The 18,028-nt window shown below is 38.7% G+C and carries 14 protein-coding genes, 2 tRNA genes and 1 other RNA gene; 10 read left to right on the top strand and 7 right to left on the bottom strand.

All coding sequences use genetic code 11. The features are described 5' to 3' along the window. Positions 1 to 91: 91 nt before the first annotated feature. A tRNA-Tyr gene (locus tag J4526_02015) sits at positions 92 to 253 on the top strand. 68 nt (positions 254 to 321) lie between these two features. Here J4526_02015 and J4526_02010 read toward each other — a convergent pair. Both J4526_02010 and J4526_02005 read right to left on the bottom strand, forming a co-directional pair. Then, positions 322 to 1,851, bottom strand: coding sequence for a gamma-glutamyltransferase family protein (locus J4526_02010; protein ID WFO75676.1), 1,530 nt, complete (start codon positions 1,849 to 1,851; stop codon positions 322 to 324). A 43-nt stretch (positions 1,852 to 1,894) separates the two neighbouring features. Further along, entirely contained in the window at positions 1,895 to 2,617 is a 723-nt protein-coding gene (locus tag J4526_02005) for an alanyl-tRNA editing protein (protein WFO75675.1), read from the bottom strand. 231 nt (positions 2,618 to 2,848) lie between these two features. Here J4526_02005 and J4526_02000 point away from each other — a divergent pair, with 231 nt between their 5' ends. Next, the gene (locus J4526_02000; GenBank protein WFO75674.1) at positions 2,849 to 3,802 is read left to right on the top strand and encodes an aldo/keto reductase; all 954 of its coding nucleotides are present in this window, start codon (positions 2,849 to 2,851) and stop codon (positions 3,800 to 3,802) included. A 193-nt stretch (positions 3,803 to 3,995) separates the two neighbouring features. On the opposite strand, the gene J4526_01995 is transcribed toward J4526_02000, so the two are convergent. Together J4526_01995 and ffs are read right to left on the bottom strand one after the other, a co-directional pair. After that, positions 3,996 to 4,080: transfer RNA gene (locus J4526_01995), tRNA-Ser, on the bottom strand. Between the two features lie 103 nt (positions 4,081 to 4,183). Then, positions 4,184 to 4,477, bottom strand: an RNA gene (gene ffs, locus J4526_01990) — signal recognition particle sRNA. Between the two features lie 194 nt (positions 4,478 to 4,671). Here ffs and J4526_01985 point away from each other — a divergent pair. From J4526_01985 to J4526_01970, 4 genes are read left to right on the top strand one after another with little or no spacing between them, the layout of a single operon-like run. Then, entirely contained in the window at positions 4,672 to 6,333 is a 1,662-nt protein-coding gene (locus tag J4526_01985) for an extracellular solute-binding protein (protein WFO75673.1), read from the top strand. A 38-nt stretch (positions 6,334 to 6,371) separates the two neighbouring features. After that, positions 6,372 to 7,370 carry a sugar ABC transporter permease gene (locus J4526_01980; protein WFO75672.1) on the top strand — a complete coding sequence of 333 codons (999 nt, stop codon included), beginning with the start codon at positions 6,372 to 6,374 and terminating at the stop codon, positions 7,368 to 7,370. A gap of 5 nt (positions 7,371 to 7,375) precedes the next feature. After that, positions 7,376 to 8,245: a carbohydrate ABC transporter permease gene (locus tag J4526_01975; protein WFO76284.1), complete on the top strand. Its 870-nt coding sequence runs from the start codon at positions 7,376 to 7,378 to the stop codon at positions 8,243 to 8,245. Between the two features lie 4 nt (positions 8,246 to 8,249). After that, positions 8,250 to 9,383: an ABC transporter ATP-binding protein gene (locus J4526_01970; protein ID WFO75671.1), complete on the top strand. Its 1,134-nt coding sequence runs from the start codon at positions 8,250 to 8,252 to the stop codon at positions 9,381 to 9,383. 82 nt (positions 9,384 to 9,465) lie between these two features. Here the strand turns inward: J4526_01970 and J4526_01965 are convergent, their stop codons facing one another. Further along, a complete protein-coding gene (locus J4526_01965) occupies positions 9,466 to 10,542 on the bottom strand; it encodes a site-2 protease family protein (protein WFO75670.1) in 1,077 nt (358 codons plus the stop codon). A gap of 194 nt (positions 10,543 to 10,736) precedes the next feature. Between J4526_01965 and J4526_01960 the strand changes: the two genes are divergently transcribed. Continuing rightward, positions 10,737 to 11,459 (top strand): nucleotidyltransferase domain-containing protein, encoded by a 723-nt coding sequence (locus tag J4526_01960; protein ID WFO76283.1) that lies wholly within the window; start codon positions 10,737 to 10,739, stop codon positions 11,457 to 11,459. A gap of 1 nt (position 11,460) precedes the next feature. Further along, on the top strand, positions 11,461 to 12,483 hold the full coding sequence (locus tag J4526_01955) for a radical SAM protein (protein WFO75669.1): 1,023 nt from the start codon (positions 11,461 to 11,463) through the stop codon (positions 12,481 to 12,483). On the opposite strand, the gene J4526_01950 is transcribed toward J4526_01955, so the two are convergent. Beyond that, positions 12,480 to 13,571: an mRNA surveillance protein pelota gene (locus tag J4526_01950; protein WFO75668.1), complete on the bottom strand. Its 1,092-nt coding sequence runs from the start codon at positions 13,569 to 13,571 to the stop codon at positions 12,480 to 12,482. The genes J4526_01955 and J4526_01950 overlap by 4 nt on opposite strands. A gap of 156 nt (positions 13,572 to 13,727) precedes the next feature. Here J4526_01950 and rimI point away from each other — a divergent pair, with 156 nt between their 5' ends. Both rimI and J4526_01940 read left to right on the top strand, forming a co-directional pair. Continuing rightward, positions 13,728 to 14,216 carry a ribosomal protein S18-alanine N-acetyltransferase gene (rimI, locus tag J4526_01945; GenBank protein WFO75667.1) on the top strand — a complete coding sequence of 163 codons (489 nt, stop codon included), beginning with the start codon at positions 13,728 to 13,730 and terminating at the stop codon, positions 14,214 to 14,216. Between the two features lie 33 nt (positions 14,217 to 14,249). Next, positions 14,250 to 16,652 (top strand): DNA polymerase II, encoded by a 2,403-nt coding sequence (locus J4526_01940; GenBank protein WFO75666.1) that lies wholly within the window; start codon positions 14,250 to 14,252, stop codon positions 16,650 to 16,652. A 20-nt stretch (positions 16,653 to 16,672) separates the two neighbouring features. On the opposite strand, the gene J4526_01935 is transcribed toward J4526_01940, so the two are convergent. Then, on the bottom strand, positions 16,673 to 17,884 hold the full coding sequence (locus J4526_01935) for a DNA primase (GenBank protein ID WFO75665.1): 1,212 nt from the start codon (positions 17,882 to 17,884) through the stop codon (positions 16,673 to 16,675). Between the last annotated feature and the right edge of the window lie 144 nt (positions 17,885 to 18,028).

Raw genomic sequence — 18,028 nt, 5'->3', positions numbered from 1 at the left:
CTTATAGTGTTATATTAAAAACCTATTAAATAATATTTGATCGCCAAGAAAAACAAATAAACCCGTTGAATTAAAAGACAAAAAAGGACAGCCCCCGGTAGCTCAGCGGCAGAGCGCCCGGCTGTAGTGGGAGGTGTGGGCTCCCCGCCCGCCTGACGCCCCCAGCCCCCAGGGGGCGTGAATGAAGGCGGGTCGGCCTAGGGCTCGCACAGAAACCGGGTGGCCCGGGGTTCGAATCCCCGCCGGGGGACCATACTTTTCTTTTAACCAAGAATGTTTTCGAGTAAGAATAGGTTTGACCATTGTATGTACATGCTGTGTTTAGTGAACCTGTGGTATAGCTATACCTCCTCCTCGTACATCAGCTACTAATTCATACACGTGATCTTTTCTATACCTCAAGGCATGAACTATACCCGTATGCGGTGACTTTGGCTTAATTATATTTAGCCATTTAGGATACTTCTTTAATCCAAGATCTTCTTCAGCTAGTGCCTTAATGGGAGCTCTTTCTATTAACATGAACCTCGGTGCATCAACAGCTCTTGATAGACTAAACTTGTAGTCAGCGATATTAGTAAACACCTCAGCATGTATTTGTGGTCGGAGATCACCACCTGCACAACCGATAACATACCATCCTTCATTATCATGGTGAGCCATTAATACGGATAATGTGTGCATTGGTCTTTTTCTTGGCAAAGGACTGTTAGGTAGCCCTGGCTTCTTAGAGAAACCGTATCCTCTATTCTGGAATGGTATGTCTTTCACTACGATACCTGAACCGAAGGGATAGAATATGCTTTGTATAAAACCAACTATATTGCCTTGCCTATCTCCCACGACAAAAAATGTTGTATCCTTATCTAGATAGTTCCCATTACTATTTTCTTGAGTGGAAACGTTTATTTCTTGGAGCTTCTTCTTTAGGGCGTATTCATCTATTAACTGTAAAGGATCATATTCGTAGAAGCAAGGATCAGCAACATGCATGTCTCTATCCTTATAGGCTATTAGTGCTAAGTTAAAGAAAGTAATAATCCTTTCTTCGTCGTTGAACTCTCTGTTATTGAGATTAGTGATCTCTATGAGTTTTAGAAGCTCTAGAGTAGTTACTCCTTGGCTATTAGGAGGTAATTCGTATACCTCGTAGTCTCTGTAAGTTGATTTAATTGGGTTAACTTTTTCTCCCCTATGTGATGCAAAGTCTTCGTAAACTAATGGGACTCCTTGTTTAGAAAGTTCTTCAACTAGCTCCTCAGCTATTTTTCCCTCATAGAATTCTCTTGCTCCTCTTCTCCCAATGACTTCCAGTATGTGGGCTAATTCAGTAAAGCGGGTATAACAGCCTTCTCTTAGTTTACCAAAGGTTTTAATCCAACTATTGTACTTACGTAGGGATTCATAATTTCTCCTGATAGCATTAGCTAGTGCTTCTTGTACGTAGAAACCGTATCTAGAGAGGTTTATAGCAGGCTTAAGTAGCTCATATAAGTCTCTTGTACAGTAATTTTCTGACAACCAGCCCCATAGATCAACTAATCCTGGCACGGTTACGGTTAATGGTCCACGTAGGGGTTTTTCCTCCAAGTACTTACTAGTTGGAAAGTTCTTGGGAGAGCGACCGGACCCGTTATATGCTATTATGTTGCCTGAACTGTCTCTTGCTAGAAGAAATCCATCACCACCAATACTGCTTGTATGTGGAAGTAAGACTGTTAGTACACTGCTTATGGTGATCGCGGCATCGAACGCGTTTCCGCCATTTTCTAGCACTTTAAGCCCAGCTATTGACGCTAAGTGGATTTGGGAGCTGGTGCCTGCTATTCCAAAACTGCTGTAAAGAGTCATTGTTTCTTCGCTCCAGCATATTCTTGGTATTTATGGAGTGTCTTTAGGGTTTAACTGTGTAATACAGTCTTTTCTTTTTCTTGCCCTTATTGGCCGCTTTAATGAACACTATTTCTCCAATCTCCTTAGTGTTCTTCACATGGGGTCCTCCATCGGCTTGTATGTCTATCCCAGGTATTTCTACTATTCTTAGAAATTCTAGACTCGGCGGCATACGTGAAGCAAGCTTGACTATTCCAGGTATTTTCAATGCTTCCTCTCTTTTCAACCAATATATTTTAACTTCGATCCCTTGTTTGACGACATCATTTGCTTTTGCTATGGCTTCTTTGAATATCTCTGGGTCATATTTTTCTAAACTATAATCATCGTAAGCGTAGTCAGGGTAAATTGAGCCTCCAGTTATAAGTGCACCATAGTCATTATACATTATTGCCGCTAGAATGTGTGCTGCTGTATGTAACCTCATTATCTTATATCTTCTATCCCAATCAATAACGCCTTTTACAAGATCTCCTATAGATAGATTGTGTTCGCTTTCCTCAATTACATGGATTACCTCTCCAGTATCTTTATTGAAATAAACATCCTTAACTTTGTAGGCCTCCTCGTTTTTGATTATATAGCCAGTGTCGTTGGCTAATCCCCCTGAGCGAGGATTAAAAGCTGTTTTGTCTAGAACTATTTTATTCCCTTCAATGGCTTTAATAGTTGCAGTAAACTCCTTAACGTAACTATCTTTTTGATAAAGTAGCTCTGTAGCCATGTTCTAATGCCTCACTCTTTTTCTCCACTAATTACAACAAAATAATTTTCGTTAACATGCAACGATTCTATAATGAATACCATAGTAATCGCTATCTATAGCTCTATGTAGAAGACTTTTTCATCACTTACTCGAGACTTTTATGGCATGAATATAGTGAGCGATACACTTGTGTATAACAAAGACGTAGATAAATATAGTTGGTAGAAAAATTAGGGGGATGAATAGTTCTTGGAGTATGTAAGGCTTGGTAAAACAGATGTTAAGATTTCACGTATAGGACTGGGTGCATGGCAGTTTAGTGAGGCCTGGGGTGTGACAGACTACAACATGGCGAAGTCTATAGTGTTTAAAGCTCTTGAAGTTGGAATCAACTTCTTTGATACAGCTATGGTTTACGGGCGTGGTATGAGTGAAGAGTTTCTCGGGAGAGCTCTTCGTGAAGCTGGTGTGAAAAGAGATGAGGTGGTTATCGCTACTAAAATACCGGGAGACTTCCTATCAGCTGATGACGTGTTTAGAGCTGTAGATAAATCACTTAAAAGACTTGGAGTTGATTGCATTGATTTAATGCAGATACACTGGCCTCCATGCTGGCATCATTTCCCTACATGTGAGTACATGAGGGCTCTTGAGAGACTGGTGATTCTAGGGAAAATAAGGTATATAGGATTAAGTGACTATCCCGTGGAACTCGTTGAAGCTGCTAGAAACTGCTTATCAACAATAGATATAGTGAGTCTACAGTTTCGTTATAACCTCGTTGAGAGACAGGCAGAAAAAGAGCTTATACCTTATGCTGAAAAGAACGGTATGACAATTCTGCCCTGGAGTCCTCTTGCCAAAGGTGCCTTAACGGGGAAATATACGCCTGAAAACCTACCAGAATTCCAGGACGTGAGGAGTGGAGACCCTGTATTCCATCCCGAGAACTTTAAGAAAATATGGCCATTAATACAAGAGCTAAAGAAACTTAGCGAAAAATATGGGAAGACACCGGCACAAATAGCTCTCAACTGGCTAATAATGTATAGTCCCTTAATAGTACCAATACCTGGAGCAAAGAAGCCGGAACAAGTAGTAGACAATGCTGGTGCAGTAGGATGGCGGCTAAGCTACGAGGATTGGCGAAGACTCGATGAAATAAGCAAAGAGATACGCATAACGTATGTAACATGGTATTAAAGTATTAGATAAAAGCGAAGTTGTTATCATTTTAAAGCATGTATAAACTATAACACTTTTATACTAATTATATAATTTTCTAATTTTCATTAATTAATGTTAATTATGTGGGACTATGGATATAATCTTGTACGTCTATATAGAAGAAACTAATGATTCACTTCTTTTAATAAGAAAGATAATAAGAAAGAGGCGCCGGGGGCGGGATTTGAACCCGCGCGGGGACACACCCCACCGGCTTAGCAGGCCGGCGCCCTACCAGGCTAGGCGACCCCGGCGTTTCTCCATAACTTTATGGAGGTGTGGCTGGTTTATATGCTTAATTCTGGTTTGTAGTTATTTAATTCTAGTTTAGCAACTATATTTAGAATAGCCCGTGGGGCCGCGGCCCCTCTCGAGCCCCTACCGCTTTCCCGCCAGAGCCCTTCCACGCCCTCCCTCGGCCCCGGTGACCCGTGAACGCTAGCGGCCAGGGTTAGGTTGCTCCCTTCCGGGCCTGGCCTGGTTCCCCCGGTTAAGGCGGTTTACCCTCCTCCTCCGAGGAGGGCTCCGCCACCGCTAGCCCCACGGGGCGGGGGTCATTGGTGGGCGTGGGGGTTAGCGGGCGCGCATAGGGGCTCGAGAGGTTGCTCTGGCCCCTAGCCCTAAGCGGGGTTTAGGGGCCCTACCCACGGCCCCACGGGCTATTTAGTTATTTTATTTGCTGGCTAATATAGGTTTATTTATAGAGAATCTGGGGGGATTACTCTAACGAGACTGATTTATACGTCTTTTTTGGAAAAAGCTATAAGTGATCACTTCAATATTATATTTATAGACTTCTATATTACAACAGATATACCCCATCTGATCTTTGGGGTGATTGTTAAATGAGAAAGGTGAGAGGGATCTCAAAGACTGCTCTTGGAATAATCGTAATATTCTTGATAATACTAGCGGGCGTGATATATTATTTTGGATTCTATCGAGGCCCTCAAGTAGCTGGGCCTAAAGAGGTTGAACTTACTGGAGATTTTGAAAAAGATGTTGTTGAAGTAGGTAAAGCTCTCTTAGCTAACGGTATTAATGAAGTGAAATTTAGTGTATGGAGTGGTGGAGACCCCAATAGTGTCATGAGAGTACTTGGAATTGTTGAGGCAGCTCATAGGATTAATAAAATATGGGAGGAACACAACCTAGGTATAAGGATAGTAATTACGGAAACAAGGTATGATAGAAACGCTCACGCTGTTTATGAGGAATACCTTAGTAAACAACCAATAGGACAAGCACCAGACTTCTTCGTGAACTCCTATGTATACATTGCAGAACTAGCTAGCGAGGGATATATACTAGACATAACAGACTATGCCAACAAATACCAGGATCTACTAAACGACTTCTACCCGGCAGTATTAGAAGTAATGAAATGGAAAGGCAGGCTATATGGTCTACCACAAGACACTGAGGCAAGACCGCTATACATGAGAAAGGATGTTGCACAATGTGCTGGACTAGACTTCAGCGATTTAGCTACTAAAGTTAAGAACGGTGAATTCACCTGGTCTGATGTATATCAATGGGCTAAGAAAGCTGTTGAATCAGGATGTGCAGAATGGGGAGTAATACATAGAAAAGGATCAGCTCATCCCGACCTAATACAGTTCATCTACGCCTTCGGCGGGAAACTCTATGACGAAGAAAAGGACAAGCTCGTGTTCGACAAGGAAGCAGTATACAAATGGCTTTACGTAGAATGGAAAATGGCTAGAGACGGCCTCATACCAGAGAACATGATGGAGTGGGACTGGGGACAACAAATACATCCAACTGTAGTCAATGGAAAAACGCTATTCTTCATAGGAGGAGTATGGCACTGGACTGAATGGCAGACAAGAGAGTACTACACCGACCCACAGACAGGTGAAACAAGAGGGCTTACAGCAGAAGAAGTAAAAGAGTTCTTCTACTACACGCTATTCCCCGCAGGTGAGAAAGGCAAAAGCCCAGTAACACTAAGCCAGCCATTTGCATGGATGATAAACTCTAGAGCAGGCGAAAAGAACCCAAGATACGATGAACTAAAAGAGCTTTATCACGAACTAGCCTTCCTAGTCATAGTAAAAGCTAGCGATCCTGATATAAATGCTATACACAGTATAATCAGCTCTCACCTGCCAGTGAGAAAAGCCGCAGTGAATCTCATCAAAGATGAGACATGGCTTCAAAAACTGAAGAACCTAGAGATAGACTTATCAGATGAAGTTAAAGAACAAATTAAGGACATTGTAGAAGCCACAGTAAACCCGATCAACACAGCATTCCTTGCTGATGCAGAGTATATGTTAGAGTACACAAAGATACCGCCCAAGCATCCACTATATCCAAAGCTCGTAGACATATTCAAGGACGCAGTAGACAAGGTACTTAGAGGAGAAATGACTCCTGAAGAAGCAGTAAACTATATTGTCTCAAAGATAAACGCAGACGTGGACCTACGTGACAGCACCGAAATCATCGGCGAAATACCAACGGGATGGAGCTTCCCGTAATCTAAAATATCAACTACGCAATAACGTGGTGTAAAACAATGCTACGTAATATACACAAAATAAAATCTTTTTTCAAAAAAATAACAAATAATAAATTTAGTTTATCTCATAAAAGCTTTGAAACATTGTTCTTCCTATTACCTGCAATCGTCATGATCACCATATTCTATATACTTCCAGTCATATTATCCATATACATAAGTTTTACTCCGCTCAAGAACTGGAATATAGATCGATATATTGGTGAAATAGTTGGTTTTAGAAATTATGAGAAATTGTTTTATATGTTTAATCATGACCCTAGTTTTAAAGCAATAATTGTTACTACAATAGTGTTTATAGCCGTTACATTAACCATTAATGTTCTTGGAGGACTCGTCTTATCTCTCGCAACATTCTTTATCTATGAGAAACCATCAGCGGTTATACGTACACTCTGGTTATTACCAAGAATGTCACCGATAGCTGTGTATAGTCTGGTCTGGTATTATTTCTTCCATGGAAGTGAAATCGGTACACTGAACTCGTTCTTAATGAGTATAGGGTTAATAGACAAGCCTGTTTCCTGGGGACAAGAAGTAATACCGTGGGGTCCCTGGAGTATTATAATCTTCGTCAATGGACTCGTAGGAGTAAGTTTTGGTATGATAGTGTTTACTTCTGCCATAAGTAATATACCCAAGGAACTTGTGATAGCAGCTAGAGTCGATGGCGCGTCGAATTGGGAGATCTCAAGAAAAATCCTCATACCCCTCATGAAATGGCATATATTATACGTCACTACGTGGCAGCTTCTAAGTCTATTAACTACTTATGCTCATTTGTTCCTGCTTGTAGAATGGGGTCTAGTTAGAGAAGAATACGGGACAACATTATCCCTTTACGTTTATCGTGCCGCCTTTACTGGCGTTAAAGACCAAGGGCTTGCTGCTGCAGCTGGTGTAATACTTGTGATTATAGGATCGATTCTTGGCTTGATAACACTTAGAGTACTTAGATTCGGCGAAATGGTCACGGAGCCGCGGGGTGATATCTAGTGTCAATGAAAGATGTTGAAATAAGAACGCATAAAACAGAAATAATAATCTTGTTGGCAATAATACTTGCATCTCTGCCATTAATCGCAGGATTCTCTTTGTTAGTGTTATCTAGCTTCAGTAAGAAAATGGTAACCAATTTCGATCCGAGCTCGTTCGAGTTTACTCTACGTAATTGGGAGCTTTTGTTTCAAGGAAAAGTTGCTATAACGGGAGGTCTAACAGAAGATATACTACGATACTTTATAAACACAGCCATAGTAGCCCTAGGTGTTTCTCTGCTAGTAACAATTGTTGGGACAATGTCTGGTTACGCGTTATCTCGTATGAAGTTCCGCTATCGTAAACACTTCCTCCTCTTGATCCTCTTATTACATGCATTTCCTGGTTCAGTCCTTATAGTAGGAGTCTACTTTATATATAGGCTAATGGTACCGTCATATACAGAATTTATTAGTACATTCTCGTTCTTTTACGTTATAATCGCTAGAGCAGCTCTCGAGATACCCATGTCCACATGGCTTATGAAAGGATTCTTCGATCTCATACCGTGGGAGGTTGAGTGGGCAGCTATTGTTGATGGAGCCTCGAGACCTAGGGTTTGGTTTCAAGTCATGTTGCCTCTGGTCAAACCAGGAATAGCAGCTATAATGTTGTTTGGATTCCTTGCAGGATGGCAAGACTTGATATATGTTAGGACATTTCTTGTAGAGAGGACTCTTGCAACATTTATTGAGGCAAACTTAGAGACAGAATATGCATACATGCCTTTAGTTGCAGCGGCTGCGACACTATACTTGCTCCCAACAATAATATTCTTCATAACTTCACAACAGCTCCTCCTTAAGGTAAGTTTAGCTGGGGTAAAGAGGTGAGAGCATGGTCTCCATAAAACTAGTAAATGTAACTAAGAAATTCGGTAAAGTAATCGCAGTAAATAATGTAAACCTAGAGATTAGAGACTCAGAGTTCATGGCTTTACTAGGTCCTTCAGGAAGCGGTAAAAGCACTATTCTCTACTTAATAGCAGGGATCTATAAGCCCACATCTGGCAGAATATTTTTCGGAGAAAAAGATGTAACACAACTGCCGCCTAAAGAAAGGAATGTAGGTCTGGTTTTCCAGAACTGGGCACTTTATCCCCATATGAAAGTATATGACAATATTGCTTTCCCGCTTCGTTTAAAGAAAGTGCCAGAAGAAGATATTAAAAAGAAGGTTGTTGAAGTTGCAGATATGCTCAGGATAAGTCATCTACTTGATAGATATCCTCATCAGTTATCAGGTGGACAGCAGCAAAGAGTAGCTATTGCCAGAGCCCTTGTAAAGGAGCCCCAAGTACTCCTTTTAGATGAGCCTTTAAGTAATCTTGATGCTTTATTGAGAATAAGTGTTAGAGCCGAGTTAAAGAGGCTACAGAAAAGGCTAGGAATAACAACTGTCTATGTAACTCATGATCAGGCTGAAGCTCTTGCTATGGCTGACAGAATAGCTGTCATTAATGAGGGTAGAATTCTGCAAGTTGGGACACCGGAGACTGTGTACAGCAAACCTAGCTGTAAATTTGTTGGAGGATTTCTGGGTAATCCTCCAATGAACTTTATAGAAGCAGAAGTCATTAGTGAAAACGGTAACCATTACATAGTTATTGGTAAGAGTAAGTTACTTGTACCAAGACATTACATTGACATTGTTGCAAAAATCAAACCAGATAAAGTAATAGTAGGATTCAGACCTGAAGATACACACATATTCCCAGCTAGTGCAAGTATTGACGAAAAATATAGAAACAGGTGTTTCTATGGCGAAGTCTATGCCGTTGAGCCCCTAGGTAGAGAAAACATTGTAACGGTATCTATAGACAACGTCATGGTCAAAGTCATTGTTCCGCGTGGAGAAACATTTAATGTCGGTGAAAAAGTTATGTTGTGTCCTATAGAGGAAAAAATCGTGTTATTCGACGTAAAGACTGAAAAAGCTCTAGAACTACAAGAACAAGAATCAAACGCATAAATATTACCAGATCTTCTTTACGCCCCTATATAACCACTAACATATGGCCCTGTTTTAGTGATTTCTTTAAAGAATTTTAACATTAGGGTAGAAAGAGTACGAGTAAAAGCAATAGTGTTATTGTGCTTACTATGTTAGTAGCTGTGGTATTCCCGAATAATTCTTGTATAATTCTTGCACCATCGGTTACAAATATTGGTGCTATATTTATTATGCCGAGACTCATGTTTACAATATATATCCAGCGAATAATGCTAACAAATGTAAGAGCTCCTTGGATCCCGAATATCGATAACAGGAATGTACTTGGCATAAATGTTAATAATACACCGAGTTTTGTTGTGTTTTCTGGTTTAACTATATTTAATGTTTTTATGGTTCCGTTGGGATAAAGTAGTTTCAAACTAAAATACGTTGTCTTATTTACATGTAGTACCTTGCTAAGTTCATCTAGTGTTGCAGGCTTACCATTTACTTCGAGTATTATAGTGTTTTCCTTGATTCCGTACCGGGCAGCAAGACTATTTTCTTCAACACCTATGATTACTAGGCCCGAGCTACTTATTATTAATGATAGTAGAAACATCATTATTAGAGCCAAAATAATATTTGATGCAGGTCCTGCGGATAATGTTAGAATTTTTGATTTCCGTGAACTCTTCACAAACATTTCTTCATTGATTTCAGTGAAAGCTACGGGTAAGAAGAATAGTATAGCAAACCCTAACCCTTTTACTTCAATATTATTTGACGCTGCAACAAGTGCATGGGCGAGCTCATGAACTAACGCTGCGATTAAGATAGCTAATGCAAAGTAGAGCAAGTCTATACCAGTTATATTAATCCCCGGGATTAATACACGAGGTTTAGCAGGTAAGACTATCAAACCTAGTTTTGACAATAATGCAGCGATCATAGTTGCATAAAACACATACACGCCATACACAGCTGCTATTACTGCTATGTAAGACAATTTTCTTATGGTGTTATTGCCCTGAAAACTATGAAAACTATAGGGCTTCTTATAAACTAGTACAACTCCATAATACAACTTCACTCCTTTTCTCTCAAAATAGTCTCTCCTAACTAAATACAATATGTTAAACGTAAGCCATGCAATGACTATGTATATCAATATATCAATAAAGCCATTGATCATGTCACTATGCTCCTCCAAGATAGTTGTGTTGTATTACTATAGTTTTCCCTAACGTAATTCGTATTATTGGGACAACATATTAAATATAATGTGTGATTTTGTTATTAAGAACCGAAGGAAAAAATATGAGGGTTATCGCTTATAGAGACAAATGTATACGAGATTAGTAGAACCACTTGGTGAAGAAATCTGTCATGGTTAGAGAGAAGATACAGAGAATTCCAGAGTATAGAGAAGTAGTATACGATAAGGAAAGATGGACTATTTTGAGAAAATTGAGAAACGAAGCTATAATGATTTTAGAAGCTCTTCAACGCCATGGTATTAAGGCTATAGTGCATGGTAGTATTGCTCGTGGGGATGTGTGGAAGGGTAGTGATATCGACGTATTCATACCATACTATGTACCGAGTTTTAAAATCGAGTATGCATTGGAGACCGGGGGTTTCAGGATAAATTATAAATATATTGTAATGGCGACACCCTCAAGCACGCCTAAAGCATATATAGTTCTTGACGATGAGGAGAAACGCGTCGTTAGTTTTCCTTTAGCAAAACTTCAGCCTAGAGAATATGAGTTCTATAAATTCGGTGGATTAGCTGACCTAAATATGCTTAAGAAAGGGATTAGAGTTCCTGGCGTTGATAAAAGACTCGTTCTTATAAAACCTACGGATATCGGACACATAGAGATACCTGTAATAGGTAGAGAAGAAGAAGCAGCGAGGATTATAGGAATAAGTATTGATACTGTTTTAGAACGAGTAAGAGTACTAAGTAGAAGAGATGAGATTGGAAGAACTGGTGTATTCCTCAAGTATATTCTGGCTCCAGAAGAAGTTTTTGAAGAAGCTATTCAGAAGCTTGCAGCCAAGAATCCTTGGCTTCGCAAAGTTTTACTTGAACGAGGTTACTAGTATGGGAAAAACATTCAAATATCATTATACTACTGGCTACTTCAATTTATTTCTCCCCAAAGGTTGTAGGTATTGTCTGGCAGGAATGAAAATAGTTGTATTTATTACAGGCATATGTCTCGATAGATGCTGGTATTGTCCAATATCGAAGGAAAAAATTGGTAGAGATGTAGTCTTTGTAGATGAAGAACATGTGAAAAGTATTGATGACATAGTTTTGGAAGCATATAAGATTAATGCGTTTGGTGCAGGTATAACCGGTGGAGATCCAATATTTAGTATTGAGAGAACTCGCCAAGTAATTAAAGAGCTGAAGAGAGAATTTGGTAACAGATTTCATATACATTTATACACAAGTGGGCGTCTAGTAGACGATAATATCCTTGGTTTACTCTATGAAACAGGATTAGACGAGATAAGATTTCATGTATACAGTTATGAATTGCTGCCTAAGGTTGAGAAAGCCGTTACCATAGGCTTTGATGTTGGTGTAGAAGTACCATTTATACCAACAGAAGACTATGTTTCGTTTCTAAAGGATTTAATCGTGCAATTAGAGCGAATAGGTGTGAAATTCATAAACATAAATGAGCTCGAAGTCTCTGAATCAAATATTGAAAACATTATCCTTCACGGTTTAAGACCTCGTGGATTAACTGTAGAGAATACATGGGAGAAACTAAAGGAATTTCTTTCTTGGTGTGAAACAAATGTAAAGAACTTAGCAGTACATTTCTGCACGTTATCATTTAAAGATAAAGTTCAATTTAGAAGAAGAATGCTCAGAAAAGCAGTAAATACTATAGGTGTACATGAAATAGCCACAAGAGAGGGTACGAACATCAGCATAATGGTTAAAAACGTCCACGAGTTAGACGAAAACATTCTTATCAGTTTCCTTGGTAAAAACTATGTTTTACCTACAGAGTGTTACCGCTTAAGAGGTAAAGGAATCAAAGCTTTAATTATAGAGTACTATCCTTTCTCAAATACTGTACTTAACGAACGATGTGTAGTATACTAGTCTTTACCGGGTTTTCTAACTATATCTCGTAATCCTGGTATAGGAAATCTAAGTAAAGCTATTATGCCACCAAGTCCCAGGACTTGTTCTTCTGCCTCAGAATGATAAGGTGCAATAACTATTTCTGCTCTTTTCTTATCGGCTTCTGTAAGAATTCTATCAATTCTTTCCATTAGATTTTCATCACCACTCCTTATAATTGACTCAGCAACAACTATTTTATCGACAGCATTGTTCTTAACAGCTATTTCTACTTCGTCTAAACCATAAGCAACAAGTTCTGGTGACTGAACAAGTCTTTTCATAAACTCTTCTATGATCTTTTGTGCCCTAATTACTTCTAGTTCCCGCATAACCTCCTTTATTTTATCTCTTCTGGAAAGCTCGTGTAGTCCCGATGACCCTCCAACTGATGTAGTATCGATATATATTTTTATGTTACCGCTAGTTTTTTCCTCAAGTCTCTTCTTTATATCATATTTGGTGAAACCAGGTCCAGCTACTATAACTGCGTTCACTTTATACCTATTAATATACTCTAGAATGGTATTCACTACCTCATCAATATACCGGTCTATCATTAAATCTTGATTAGGACTATCTTTTCCCGAAAGCCTTGAGGATTTTTCAAACAAAATGTTAAGACCTTGATTACCAAGTATACCTATAGCATATTCGTCATAATCTAAAGCAGCTAAAAGAATATTACCTCTCCTTAAACTAGCTTTCTCGAGCTTCTTTATCAGGAACATGGGCCATTGATTCTTTATTATTACTATAGGGTTGCCTGGCTCTAAATTTATTGTATGGTAGTGTCCTTTTACACCAAATTGTTCGGGACCCTCTATAACTATGCCGCGTATTCTGAGTCTATTTGTGAATGGCTGGAATTCGAGATAAGTTACTTTAATTGATAAAGTCATGGGTATTCTTCTGCTTCCACTATCTGTTTTAACGTCTCTGGTAGTTTTTGCAATAACTACGTCTCCTTTCCGAATAATGTTATAAAGTAACCATAAATCATCAGTATCTTCAGGAATCAACTTTATGTAGCCTTTCTTTAAATTCTTTTCAAGTATTCTTACCATGGTTCTATACCATCCTCCTGGTGGGTTTCTGTTCTGCTTGGTTTACTAATTGGGTAATTATCGGCGCCATATTTGCTCCGTAACTATTACACAATCGCATTACTTCTTATAAATCCATAGCCGTATTTTTGTTCTATTCGGAGAGGGAATACTGTATTGTGTTATAAAAGGACGCCTATATGCTGTATTCGTGTAAGAACTGTTGATATAAGTGATCTTAGAGAAGTCTATGATATTGAAATTAAAAGTTTTGGTAAAGACGCATATCCTTTTGAACTACTTCTTTATTACTATATTATTTCAAGGGAATACTTTATTGTCCTAGAATGTATCAATAGAATCGTAGGTTACGCAATAGGAGTTTTGGAACATATTAATGGCAAACGTGGACATGTTATATCTATAGCCATTCATCCACTATATAGAAGAATGGGGTTGGGAAGGATATTAATGAGCGAGCTAGAGAAGAGACTGTATTCAAGTGGTGCTAAATACATTTATTTAGAAGTGAAAGAAACAAATAATGTCGCAATAAATCTCTATAAGTCCTTAGGTTATGTTATAATGAAAAGAATCAGAAAATATTATGGTTGTGAAGACGGTTTTCTTATGGTTAAACAAATAGGCAAAGAACACTTATCATAGTCTTAACTAACATATTTATATAGGGAGTATGGTTTGAGCGAAGAATTAGATCTAGAGTTTTACCTACTTGATATATCCTATGAGATTGTTGGTAAAGAGCCTCATATAATTATTTGGGCAGCGACGAGGGATGGTAAGAGAGTACTTCTACGTGATAGAAGATTTAGACCATACTTCTATGCAATTCTAGAAGATAATATAAATACCAATGTAAAAGAACTTGTGGCGCGTATAAAGGCTTTATCTAAACCAGGTTCTCCAATAATTTCTATAGAGGAACTTACAAAGAACTTCTTTGGAAGACCTGTAAAAACATTGAAGATAACAACTGTCATACCTGAGTACGTAAGGGAGTATCGTGAAAAGGTATCCAAACTTAGTGGCGTGAAGGAGGTAGTTGAAGCAGATATAAGATTTAGTATGAGGTACCTTATCGACAAAAAACTCCATCCATGCCAATGGCATATTGCTAGAGTAAAGAGAGTAAATAAAAAACCGGCTTATCGTGTTGATGAGGAATACGAGATTATTGGTGATATAAAAGCTATTGAAGATACGTCGACACCTAAGGATCTTAGAATAATTGCTTTTGACATAGAGGTATATAGTCCAAGGGGGTCTCCTCGCCCGGAAACAGACCCGGTAATAATAATATCTGTTTACAACGATAAAGGTGAGTTAAAACAATTTACTGCTGAAGATAAAAATGATCGAAAAACATTGATGGAGTTCATAAAATACATCATTGATTATGATCCCGATATCATAGTTGGTTACAACAGTAATAAATTTGATTGGCCCTATCTTCGCGAGCGAGCTAAGTATCTTGGTATAAAACTTGATATAGGTAGACGTATTGGAGGAGAACCGACACCAAGTGTTTATGGACATATAAGTATTCCTGGTAGACTCAATGTAGATCTATATGATTTTGCTGAGGAAATACCTGAGGTGAAAGTAAAGACTCTAGAAAATGTTGCTGAGTACCTTGGTGTAATGAAGAAAAGCGAGAGAACAATAATCGAATGGACTGAAATGCCGAAATACTGGGATAACCCTGATTTACGTCCAATATTCCTTAAGTATGCGGCAGAAGATGTTATCTCCACTTATGGTATTGGCGAGAAATTCCTTCCTTTCGCAATGCAGCTATCCAGCATAACAGGATTACCTTTAGACCAAGTTGGTGCGGCAAGTGTGGGATTTAGGCTTGAATGGTACTTGATGAGAGCTGCTTATGAGTTCAACGAGCTTGTTCCTAATCGTGTTGAGAGACCCTATGAAACCTACCGTGGTGCAGTAGTTTTAACGCCAAAACGAGGTATTCATGAAAATGTTGCTGTACTTGACTTCTCTGCAATGTACCCCAGTATTATGATAAAGTATAACGTAGGTCCTGATACCTATGATCCTTACAATTGTAGTCCTGAAACACACTGGATAGCCCCTGAAGTAAATCATTGTTTTAGAAAAGAGCCTCCAGGATTCTTCAAGAAAGTATTAACAACACTCATCACCTTAAGGAAAAGAGTTCGTGAGGAAATGAAGAAGTATCCTCCAGATAGTTATGAGTACAGAATACTCAATGAGAGACAAAAGGCATTAAAGGTGCTGGCAAACGCGTCGTATGGATACATGGGATGGGTTGGAGCTAGATGGTATTGTAGGCAATGTGCAGAAGCTGTGACAGCTTGGGGTAGACAAACAATAATGAAAGCTATTGAATACGCGAAGAAACTTGGGCTAGATGTGATATATGGAGATACGGATTCTCTATTTGTAAAATACGATAAAGAGAAAATAGACAAGTTAATTAAAATGATCGAAGAGGAACTAGGGCTTGAAATAAAAATAGACAAAATATACCTGAGAGTATTCTTTACCGAAGCGAAGAAACGTTATGCCGGACTACTTGAAGATGGAAGAATAGATATTGTTGGTTTTGAAGCTGTTAGGGGTGATTGGACCGAGATAGCTAAGGAAGTCCAAGAAAAGATCACTGAAATATTATTAAAGGAAATGAGTATTGAAAAAGCGATAAATTATGTTAGAGAAATAGTTAACAAGATCAATAAAGGTGAGGTGCCTCTTGAGAAACTCGTTATATGGAAGACTTTGACGAAGAATATCAATGAATACAAAGCCGAAGAGCCTCACGTAGCAGCTGCAAGAAAGCTTTTGAGGAGAGGGATAAAAGTAAGTGTGGGCGATAAAATAGGTTATGTCGTTATGAAAGGTAGTGGCAATATATCGCGTAGAGTAGAACCATATCAATTTGCCGACCCGAAAAATATTGATACAACGTATTATATTGATAGACAGATAATACCCGCAGCAATGAGGATCTTGGCATATTTTGGTGTGACAGAAACACAATTAAAGAGGGTTGCGGGAGGACAGAAAAGCCTGTTTGACTTCTTTGCAAAGAAAAAATAGTGAGATAACATCTAACATTTTTACAGAAGATCATTAAATGTAAGTACTATAATTTCTTCAGGCTTATATGTAATGTTGCCAAGTTTTGCCCCTATCAGTATCTTTATACCACGTGCCTTGGCTGCGTCAAGAAGTCTTTGTGTGACTATGCCGTCAAATACTATTGCATAGATGTTGTTCGTCTTTGCTGAATGTAGTTTCTCGACTAAATCTCTTACAGGACACTTGTCTATAGCATTCCATTCTTTATCGTATAGTATTGCTTCAAGTGTACCCGCTAACTCCTTTATATCGCTTAATACTTTCGTGTTTATTGACACTATTTCTTCCATCTCTTTGGGTGCTAGTGGTTTTTTAGTGATGGGTTTTTCTGTAATCTGTGGTTTTTGTTGACGTTGCTGTACAGCTTTTTTCTTTTGTTCGATATACTCCTTAACAGGTATAGCCTTCTTTAATGATTCTTCGATTTCACTACCTGTCAATTCTTCTACTTCTTTGCCTTGAGGAGCCCTGGCAATGTAGTCGATCTTCATATTGCTTCTCAAAAGCTCCTTGAGTATAAGTTCTCCGGCTCTATCCCCGTCGAGAAATACTATTACTTTTTTCTTTGAGTGTGTTAGGTTGATTAATGACTCAGGTATTTTTGTTTTTGCACCACCAAGTGCTATTACATTAGTGTATCCGTATCTCAGCAGATTAATTACATCAGCACGTCCTTCAACAATTATTAATGTATCCGATTTATCTACATCAGGTCCTGCGGGTAGTTGTTCGGGACCATACTTTACTACTTCTGGGGGTTTTAGTGCCTTTTCAAGTTCCAGAACTATTTCTTTGAGATCAGGTCCCTTTTGTCTACTCCACTTGATTAATATCTCCTTGGCGCGTTCAACGATTTTCTTAATTTTCTCTAGACGAACATCTATTATATCAACCACTTCTATTTTAGCTGGATAAGGTCCCACTTTGTCTACAGACTCTATCATTGCAGCAATTAGTGCTGTTTCTACACGATCAAGATTTGAAGGTATAATTATTTCGCCGACACTCTTTGTTCCATGCGTTTTTAGGTCAACTATTATACGTCCTATTCTACCCTTATCTTGTAATTGTCTAAGATCTAATTGGTCTCCTAATAGACCCTCTGTTTGTCCAAAAATTGCTCCTATAACATCAGGTTTTTCAACTATACCGTCAACAACTATTCTTGCTTTGATCAAGTATTTCGGCAATCTTACCGACCTCCATTAATTCTTGTGACAAGCTAAATGATGAATGTAAACATCAGGTTCATCATTTTAGGGAACCCAGTGTTACCTGGGTTAGCTTTCTGCGTGGTTTTCGTTTCGTAAATGTTCTAGCACAATCCAACTTAT

This window comes from Desulfurococcaceae archaeon MEX13E-LK6-19 (assembly GCA_029637525.1).
In the GTDB taxonomy this organism is placed as follows: Archaea; Thermoproteota; Thermoprotei_A; order Sulfolobales; family Desulfurococcaceae; genus MEX13ELK6-19.
The sequence above is the reverse complement of the archived record's forward strand: the minus strand, read 5'-3'. Positions and strand labels throughout refer to the sequence as shown.